Source organism: uncultured Veillonella sp. (assembly GCF_905209685.1).
Taxonomy (GTDB): Bacteria; Bacillota; Negativicutes; order Veillonellales; family Veillonellaceae; genus Veillonella.
Genome location: NZ_CAJLUB010000079.1, coordinates 1 through 8,516, shown reverse-complemented (window position 1 = coordinate 8,516; position 8,516 = coordinate 1). Strand labels below are relative to the sequence as shown.

Here is an 8,516-nt window from a genome sequence, read left to right as displayed (position 1 = left end):
GTATATGAACGGAGGTATATCTATGAAGGCCTATGTACAAGTTTATACCGGCGAAGGCAAGGGCAAAACGACCGCTGCTATCGGTCTAGCTATCCGTGCCATCGGCGCTGGCAAGAAAGTCCTCTTTTTGCAATTTATGAAATCTAAAGTATATAGTGAACATACTATTTTACCTACCTTAAAGAATTTAACCTTAGAAACCGTGGGCAAGCCATTCTTTATCATCAAAGAAGGGATGAAGAGCAAGGATGAACTCGCTAAATGGGGCGATGAAGTCGTTGTCTTTGAATCTGGCAATCCGCCAAAGGATTATGTAGCGCTCATCGAAAAAGGCTACGAACGTGCACTAGCTGCTATCAGCAGTGGTGAATACGATCTCGTGGTTCTTGATGAATACAATATGGCGCTCTTCTTTGAACTCATTACATGGGATAAAACAAAGGCTTTGCTCGATGCTCGTCATCCAGAAACGGAACTCGTATTTACGGGCCGTGGGGCTCCTCAAGAATTAATCGATGAGGCAGACCTTGTAACGGAAATGAAAGAGGTCAAACATTACTACCTTCAAGGCGTAATGGCTCGAAAAGGTATTGAAAACTAATCATAGGTACACCTAAGGAGGTGATGTGGTTGAGTACAGTGGCTATTGTGGCCCTCGTTATTGTGGCCATCATTGCAGCACTCATCTTGATTATCCTACTGACACCAATCACATATAGCATCGAAATCAACGGACGATCGCCATATCGTGGCGAGGTGCGCGTCAAATGGCTGTGGCGTGTATTTTCACTGCATCTAGCGTATTTACAGGACAAACCATTTTTTAAGGAATTATACATTTTGGGCATGCTCAAGATTGGTCCTGTGAAAGATTATGAAGAATGGCTTGAAAATCGCGTAGAAGAAGAATACCAAAAGGTGATGGACGACGATGGCGACATGTCGCAATCGGAAGCCTTCGCCAAGGCGATGCAAGGGGGCGGACAAGGTCCTTCTGCAAGCTCTAGTGGTACTAGCTTTGATGATTTGAAGAGTGCTCAGCGTTCTGACGCTACCTTTAGTGATGAAGAAGCGCCAGGGGCTGGGACTTCTCAAAAGCCGAATGAACGCATAGAACGTCCTGAACAAGCTTCTAAGGATATGGATGCACAAGCTCGTGCTGATCGGTATGACTCCATTCAGCAAGATCCAACATCTCATATTCAAAGCGATGATGAAACAGTGAGCCGCGTTACTTTTAACAGTGACGGTTCCATTAAGGAAAAGGTATTTACGAAGGTGAATGACCTCAAAACGACGGTGAAACAACGTTTTGAAAAGCCAGATCCAAACGATCCAGTGGCATCATTTAAGTCTAAAATTCCTACATTCTGGTTCATGAAACATGTAACAAATACAGAATTGTGGCACCAGTTATTCCTTGTTTCAAAACGATGCTATGACCACTCTAAACCACGCGATGTGGCTATAGAAGGTCGATTTGGTATCGGTGACCCATATCGCATGGGGATTATTGCATCTATGCTATATAGCATTTGGCCAGAACAAGCTGAGAACATCGAGCTCGATTATGTAAATTGGGCAGGTGAAGGTAGCGGTCACATTAAAGGTCGCATCATTTTAGCTGTGATGGCTTGGCATGGCACAAGATTTTTACTATCTAAACCAATGCGTTCCCTATTGGGCGAAGGTGCTCGCGTCTTCTGGGTTAAACGGAAGGAAGCAAAGCAGTTAGAAAAGCTGAAAGCCGAACAAGGTCAAACAGCGTAAGGATATATTAAGTCAACTAAGTACATGAGCTAATATAGCAATGATACTTTCACAAAAAGCGGAGGTACTGTGATGGAGAACAGTAATGTAAAAGAGAATTTGGAAGTCCTATTCGAGAAATTCAAAAATATGATTAAGGTGGAAACTGTAGTAGGCGAAGCTGTGCAAATCGGCGATACTACACTTGTTCCATTCGTAGACGTAACATTTGGTTTCGGTACTGGTACAAACCACAACACTGCTAACAAAAATCACGAATGTGGTGGCGGTGGCGGCGGTGCCAAAATGGAACCAAGTGCTATCCTCGTTATTAAAGGCGAACGCATCGAGTTGTTCAACATTAAAGGTAACCCTTACAGCAGCAGCTTCGACCGTCTTATCGGTTTGGTGCCTGACCTCGTGTCCAAATTGAAATCCGATAAATACATTTATTTGAACGATGAACAATAATTCGGTGACGAATTATAAATACTAGGTGAAAGCCGTAATACCCACATGTGTGCTCTGAATATGTCCGTAACGACTGCGATTATAGCTTCAGGGCATGCCTGTGGGTATTATTTTAACTTCTATAGACTTTCATAAGCAGTTCATAGGGCTTTATTATGCTATGTAACATAGTCTTGTGAAAGTTAGCGAGATTTGTTATAGTAAAAATAGTACACTATTGGATTGTATAGTGACACTTTTATTTCGAGGAGGATTTCAGATGAAATTATCTAAAAAATTAACTACCCTAGCTATCGTTGGTGCTATGTCTGCTACTGCTGCAGTAGCAAGTGCTGCTAACATTGGCTTAGTAAATATGAGCCAAGTAGTAAATAGCTACCCTGGCTATGGTGCATTAGATATGAAAATGCAACAAGTAGACGCTCAATACCGTCCACAAATTGAGAAAAAAGTACAAGAAATTGAAAAAATTCAAGATCAAACTCAAGCAGAAGCTGAATTCAACAAATCCGTAGCTCCATTGCTTCAAAAAGAAAACGAAGAAATCAACAAAATTGCTCAACCTATGATGCAAGCAATTCACAATGCTGTTGAATCCATTCGCGTTGAGAAAAAAATGGATGTAGTATTGGATGATCCATACACAATCCGTGCGGCTGACGCTAATAGCAAAATCGAAAACATTACTAACGAAGTAATTAGCCGTCTTAAAAAATAATATACATAAAATTGACCTCTAGTTGAGAAATTAACTAGAGGTCTTTTACTTTAAAGGACTTTTTTATTTATATAGCGAATTATAAACATTAAAAGCGTTATACATTTTATTGCAATTATAGCATTATAGTTCTTAAATTAATCGTTATGATGCAATTTAGTTATGTTCCCATGTCTTGAGATATTCATTAATTATGATATACTATAGATAGTGAATAGACTTCAACGCTAAGGGCGTTGGTCACTAAGGCGCTATCTATAGATAGTGCCTTTTTTATTTTATATAGGGAGTTTTAATCATGGCTTTTGATAAACCATTTTTGGATTTAGATAAGCAGCTTAATTTACTAGAGTCTCGTAAGCTTATTATTACTAATCGAGATCGAGCAAAACGCCTTATTATGACGTCTTCTTATTATGATTTAATCAATGGATATAAATCTGTTTTTATGTTGTCCAATGACAGGTTTAAAGATAATGTAAAGCTAGAAGATATTTATATTTTTTCTTTTATAGATAAAGGTATTCAATCTATTACTATGAAATATAGTTTAATGATTGAAACATTATTTAAGACAAGACTATCCTATGTAATCTCAAATCATTTAGGGGTACATCAAGATGATTATTTACATGCTAGATACTATAAACGACAGATAAATCATCTTAGCTTTGCAAAGGTAAAGCAAGAGATTAATAAACAGCTTGATATATGTAATGCAAAACAGCCTACGAAGTATTATTTAAAATATCATAATCATGTTCCACCATGGATTTTATTTAAAAATATTTCTTTTGGAAGTGCTATTAATATATTTAGATTATTAAGTACAAAACATAAAAGAGAAGTGGCTAATCTTTTACTTCCTACTGATTTGATTACGTGTAAAGATAAAATAGAGTTATTAATTAATACATTAGAGGCAATTCGTCGTTTTCGTAATTGTGCAGCTCATAGTTTAAATTTCTTTGGTTGTCGATCTGTATATAATATACCAGGTAATATTTTATATACCATCGTACCAAATGGTGTACTTAAACGAGAGAAAGGTGAAATAACAAGTAGAGATAAGAAATCATTAAAAGGAATTTATGGTGTATTGATTATGACAGCAATATTATTAAATGATAAATTACTTGTTAGTTCTCTTATAGCTGAATGCAGAGGAGTTTTTAAGTCAGAAGTTAGTGGAGATGACGACTCAAAGCATATTGTAGACTTAATTAATGAATTAAAACAAAAATATAAAGAAGCTACACAAATTCCTATAGATTTTATTGATAGACTCGAAATTATATATAAATCAATTACATAAATAATACTAAAATCTTATAATTAGTAGGTTTTATGATTTTTCCGATTAAAATATAATGCCTGATATAACATTAAGGAGTGAGATCTAATGAAAGATTTTAAAGATTAGCCACAGAACGGTATTCAGTTCGAAAATTTGATACGAAGCCTGTAGAGCAGGAGAAGGTAGATAGTATCTTAGCGGCAGCAAGATTAGCGCCTACAGCTCATAATTATCAGCCACAACGACTACTTGTATTAAATACAGCAGATAGTCTTAATAAGTTAAAAGACTGCACAAATGGTCATTTTAATGCGCCGTTGGCTATTATTGTTTGTTACGATAATAAGGTAAGCTGGAAACGAGAGTACGATGATGCGGATTTAGGCACTGTAGACGCTAGTATTGTAGGCTCTCATATTATGTTCCAAGTCGCAGATATGGGCCTTGGTACAACATGGATTGCTCATTTTGATCCCGCTAAAGTGCGTACGGCTTATAATTTACCGGATACTATCATTCCTGTAGCTATCTTTCCTATTGGATATCCTCATCCAGACTGCGCACCTGCACCGGGCCATACAAAATGGTCTGATCTAAGTGAGCTAACAATATATAATTCCTTTTAAGCTCTACAAAATGTAAGCTCCATAAAAAAGGCGGTTAATCTCAAATGATTAACCGCCTTTTCTTATAGGGTTTATGTTTAAACTAGTTTTTATTCAGGTTTATGAATAAGGTTTACAACAAATTCGCTGTCTTCTACAAGTGTAGCTTGAATGTAGTTGTCGCCGTTGAATTCTAATACTTGGCCTGGAACAAGTACGTGTTCTTCAGTTTCGTTAAGGAATACTTGTACTTTACCTTTAACTACTGTAAAGATTACGTTAGCTTCTGGATGGTTGTGTTTTTCAACCTTTTCGCCAGCTTTGCCGCCTTTTTTAACGATTACATAGTTAGGACCTTGGAATAATAAACCTAATTCTTGATTAACTGTGCCTGCCATAATAGACCTCCTAATTCTAGCTTTTATTTTGAAAGCTTATGTTTATACTTAATACGATGTGTTAATACATAATAGGATGTATTTATCTTATGGTTATATTATAAATGATATTACTTATCAATGCTGTGCCTATAGCTACAGTTTTGCAAAAATAGGGAAGAAATATATAGAAAACTTAAATAACCAAATATTAGGCAAGAAAAAACGAGCGCATGTAAACACTCGTTTTTTGGTACATATATCTGAGAGTAGATACTTTATTATTTTTTACGAATGGAGTATAAACGTGTGCCGTTTTCTTCAGTCGTTACAAGTTCAAAGTTTGGATCTACCGCTTTTACAAAGGCTTCAAACCATGTTTGGTACGCCAATGCCATGAACTTAGGGTCAACGCCCGCTGTACGCCAGTAGCCTGCTTGTAATCTGTGATCCCCAACCCATGTAAATTCATCTGGGCTTTCAGAAACAACTTGGTCACCACCATCACAAGGCATGCCGTTTACATAGAAGTTTTGAAGTGCATTGTAAATAGCAGGTGCAGTGTGTTCCTCAAGACTGTCTTGCGCCACAACGCCACAAGCTTGACCTTGTACTGCGAATGCATCAAGAATAGCTGTTACTACATGTACGGCTTCATCGCCGGAGTTAGTGTCGAGCAAATCTTTGATGAAAGCTGCTTCGCGAACGGAAGCGATGTTGATTTGGTTGGACAACCAGCCATGGATATTGCCATGGTCAATGATATTTTCTAGTGGAATACTAGGGTTGATTGGCTCGCCGTATGTATCTACGGAAATGGAATGTAATTCCTCTGCCAAATCATCAACAACCTTAGTTGTTTTTTCTAAAATCAAGTTTTCACGCTCAACGAGCAATTGAATTTTACGATATAACCAGTAATGGATGTGACCTAAGAATGCGGACATATTAAGCTCCTTTTCGTGCAGTTTCTAATTTTTGAACTAAATCGTATACATTAACACCGTGGATTTCTGCAGCTTGCCACAATGGTTCAGCTGTAGAAGATGGGCAACCAAGGCAACCCATGCCGATGCTTTGTAATACAGGCACCACATTTGGATATGTATCCACGATGTCGCGAATGATTGTGTCTGGTGTGATAGGAGCACCTGCTTCGAGGCGTGGTGCTTCTGGTTCAGGATCGTTACCATGACCAGGCAAGAACACAGCTGGTTCATCAGATTTGCTTTCAGCTGGAGCACCTTCAAGGTCGCCCAATACAGCTGCTTTGAAAGCCTCTAAACCAATGCGGTCAATGAATTCGCCCATACGTTCAATTTGTGCGTTTTCTTTATAGTATGCGATAATTCGATCTACTAATGCAAGAGCTTCTTTTTCAGTTGTTACTTCTGCGATGAGGTCGCCGATGCGTGGATGCGCGCCGCCGCTACCGCCAGCGTACACATTCCAACCTTCTACAGTACCGATGATACCAACATCTTTCATGCGGCTTTCAGTACAAGAGTTAAGACAACCGGACACGCCGATTTTCATTTTGCTTGGCATTTCTTGAGACAAATATTTGCGCTCGATTTGCATGCCAAGATGTACGCTATCTTGTTTAGCACGTTTACAGAATGTAGTACCTGGGCAGATTTTTACGCTGCGCACGCGGTTAGAAACAGTGTACGCTGGCTCCATGCCGAGCATTTCCCAAGCTTTATCTACGTCTTCTGCTTTCAAATTCGTAATCATAATGCGTTGGCTGCCAGTCAATTTAAGAACGGCGCCGAACTCATTGGCTACGTCGATATATTTTTGTAATTGTTCAGGTTGAATGAAACCTCCAGGAATGCGAGGTGTAATTGCATAACGGCGTTGGCCGTTTTTAATGCGTTGTAAATTTGCTGCGATTTGTGCCATTGTAAATCCTTTCTCGAGCCCTCTCTGCGGAGAATAGTGGCCTAAACTACTTAGTTAATCTATGTAATTCTTTATATGTAATCTATATACGCCGTTGGGTTTTGTGAAAGCTTCGCACGTATACGTACAGCGTGATGAGATCAACTAGGCGATGCCTCACCAAAACCCGGCGTAACGATCAGTACGGGTATTAAATACTGACCTGATGTTCCTAGTATAAACTATTTTAACACGTAATAATGTAACCTAAGCTACAAAAATGAAAAATTTCAATATTAATTATTAATAGCATATATGATTTATAATACTAGATATTATAAAATAATTTACCTAATTGGTAAATTGTATATTTACGTTTGTATTTGAGGGAGTATAATAGAATTAACCTACTAGGTAAATTATTATAAATGGCCATTTATATTGTATCAACCATTCACTATGATTTGAGAGAGTCGGTGACATATTGATGGAACGTTTCACGTAGTAGAGATTCAAGAAATTATTGATTATCATTAGTATAGGAGATATACCTATGAAGATATATGAGAGTAAAACTTTTATTGCTATACCGCCTGGAATGACAATAAAAGAGGTTTTAGAAGATAGGCATATGACGCAAAAAGAATTAGCTACACGAATGGATATGAGTGAGAAGCACATCAGTAAGCTCATTAATGGTGAAGTTCCACTAACACAGGCTGTAGCAATGCGTCTTGAACGGGTGTTTGGTGTAGAGGCTAGTTTTTGGAATGGATTAGAAGCTAATTACAGAGAGAAGATATTAAAAGTAGAGTATGAGAACTCTATTGATGAAGAAATTAACTTTGCTAAGCCCTTTGGTTATGCCAAACTTGCGCGTTTAGGTATAGTGCCAGAAACAAAAAAGGCAGCGGAGCAGGTTAATAATTTACAAAAGTTTTTTGAGGTAGCTTCTTTAAAAAATGTAGATAATGAAATGGTTATGCCCTTAGTATATGAAAATATTAAGGATATGGAGCCAGCTAAAAAGAGTGCGATTTATACATTGGTACAAATCACGAAAGAACAGGCGCGTTTTGTAGAGGTAAATTCTTATGATGCAGAGATGCTAAGAAAATTTATACCTAAAATTGAGGACCTTAAGAGCGAACCATTAGCTGGTGTGAAAGAGCCTCTTAAGGATATGCTAGGAGCGTGTGGTGTCATTATCGTATATTTGCCAATTCTTGATAATATAACCTCCACATGTATTACATATTCCAAAGGAAACTCTATTGTTCTTGGTATACCAACGGAAGATACTGATGGTTTTTGGAAGTTATTAGGAGAAGCCCTACATAACTTGGTAGAACGAGATTATCAACGTAGTAATCGCAAATACCGTAACAATGATCCTGTAACTGTGGTGAATTATT

9 protein-coding genes and 1 pseudogene are annotated in these 8,516 nt (G+C 37.8%); 7 read left to right on the top strand and 3 right to left on the bottom strand.

Features of this window, described 5'->3' with window-relative positions; all coding sequences use genetic code 11:
- Nucleotides 1–22: 22 nt before the first annotated feature.
- The 6 genes and pseudogenes from QZ055_RS06505 to QZ055_RS06480 all read left to right on the top strand — a co-directional run.
- The gene (locus QZ055_RS06505) at nucleotides 23–601 is read left to right on the top strand and encodes a cob(I)yrinic acid a,c-diamide adenosyltransferase (protein WP_039968824.1); all 579 of its coding nucleotides are present in this window, start codon (nucleotides 23–25) and stop codon (nucleotides 599–601) included.
- A gap of 29 nt (nucleotides 602–630) precedes the next feature.
- Complete coding sequence (locus QZ055_RS06500) at nucleotides 631–1,770, top strand: hypothetical protein (protein WP_039969290.1); 1,140 nt, start codon at nucleotides 631–633, stop codon at nucleotides 1,768–1,770.
- A gap of 72 nt (nucleotides 1,771–1,842) precedes the next feature.
- The gene (locus QZ055_RS06495) at nucleotides 1,843–2,220 is read left to right on the top strand and encodes a GerW family sporulation protein (RefSeq protein ID WP_005384862.1); all 378 of its coding nucleotides are present in this window, start codon (nucleotides 1,843–1,845) and stop codon (nucleotides 2,218–2,220) included.
- Nucleotides 2,221–2,479: 259 nt separating this feature from the next.
- On the top strand, nucleotides 2,480–2,938 hold the full coding sequence (locus tag QZ055_RS06490) for an OmpH family outer membrane protein (protein ID WP_039968825.1): 459 nt from the start codon (nucleotides 2,480–2,482) through the stop codon (nucleotides 2,936–2,938).
- 298 nt (nucleotides 2,939–3,236) lie between these two features.
- Nucleotides 3,237–4,253, top strand: coding sequence for an Abi family protein (locus tag QZ055_RS06485; protein WP_295825417.1), 1,017 nt, complete (start codon nucleotides 3,237–3,239; stop codon nucleotides 4,251–4,253).
- 170 nt (nucleotides 4,254–4,423) lie between these two features.
- Nucleotides 4,424–4,861 (top strand): annotated as a pseudogene (locus tag QZ055_RS06480) (nitroreductase family protein); the annotation flags it as partial.
- An 89-nt stretch (nucleotides 4,862–4,950) separates the two neighbouring features.
- Here the strand turns inward: QZ055_RS06480 and QZ055_RS06475 are convergent.
- The 3 genes from QZ055_RS06475 to QZ055_RS06465 form a co-directional block, all read right to left on the bottom strand.
- Nucleotides 4,951–5,238 (bottom strand): cupin domain-containing protein, encoded by a 288-nt coding sequence (locus tag QZ055_RS06475; protein WP_004694414.1) that lies wholly within the window; start codon nucleotides 5,236–5,238, stop codon nucleotides 4,951–4,953.
- Between the two features lie 260 nt (nucleotides 5,239–5,498).
- Nucleotides 5,499–6,164: a hypothetical protein gene (locus QZ055_RS06470; RefSeq protein WP_295825414.1), complete on the bottom strand. Its 666-nt coding sequence runs from the start codon at nucleotides 6,162–6,164 to the stop codon at nucleotides 5,499–5,501.
- A gap of 1 nt (nucleotide 6,165) precedes the next feature.
- On the bottom strand, nucleotides 6,166–7,122 hold the full coding sequence (locus QZ055_RS06465; protein ID WP_295825411.1) for a DUF1858 domain-containing protein: 957 nt from the start codon (nucleotides 7,120–7,122) through the stop codon (nucleotides 6,166–6,168).
- A 532-nt stretch (nucleotides 7,123–7,654) separates the two neighbouring features.
- Between QZ055_RS06465 and QZ055_RS06460 the strand changes: the two genes are divergently transcribed.
- A partial coding sequence (locus QZ055_RS06460) for a HigA family addiction module antitoxin (RefSeq protein ID WP_295825408.1) occupies nucleotides 7,655–8,516 on the top strand: 862 nt, incomplete at its 3' end.

What these genes read in the sequence shown, in the direction of transcription:
- QZ055_RS06505 (WP_039968824.1), top strand. Translation starts at nt 23, where the DNA reads ATGAAGGCCTATGTACAAGTTTATACCGGCGAAGGCAAGGGCAAAACG.
- QZ055_RS06495 (WP_005384862.1), top strand. Translation starts at nt 1,843, where the DNA reads ATGGAGAACAGTAATGTAAAAGAGAATTTGGAAGTCCTATTCGAGAAA.
- QZ055_RS06490 (WP_039968825.1), top strand. Translation starts at nt 2,480, where the DNA reads ATGAAATTATCTAAAAAATTAACTACCCTAGCTATCGTTGGTGCTATG.
- QZ055_RS06485 (WP_295825417.1), top strand. Translation starts at nt 3,237, where the DNA reads ATGGCTTTTGATAAACCATTTTTGGATTTAGATAAGCAGCTTAATTTA.
- QZ055_RS06475 (WP_004694414.1), bottom strand. Translation starts at nt 5,238, where the DNA reads ATGGCAGGCACAGTTAATCAAGAATTAGGTTTATTATTCCAAGGTCCT.
- QZ055_RS06470 (WP_295825414.1), bottom strand. Translation starts at nt 6,164, where the DNA reads ATGTCCGCATTCTTAGGTCACATCCATTACTGGTTATATCGTAAAATT.
- QZ055_RS06465 (WP_295825411.1), bottom strand. Translation starts at nt 7,122, where the DNA reads ATGGCACAAATCGCAGCAAATTTACAACGCATTAAAAACGGCCAACGC.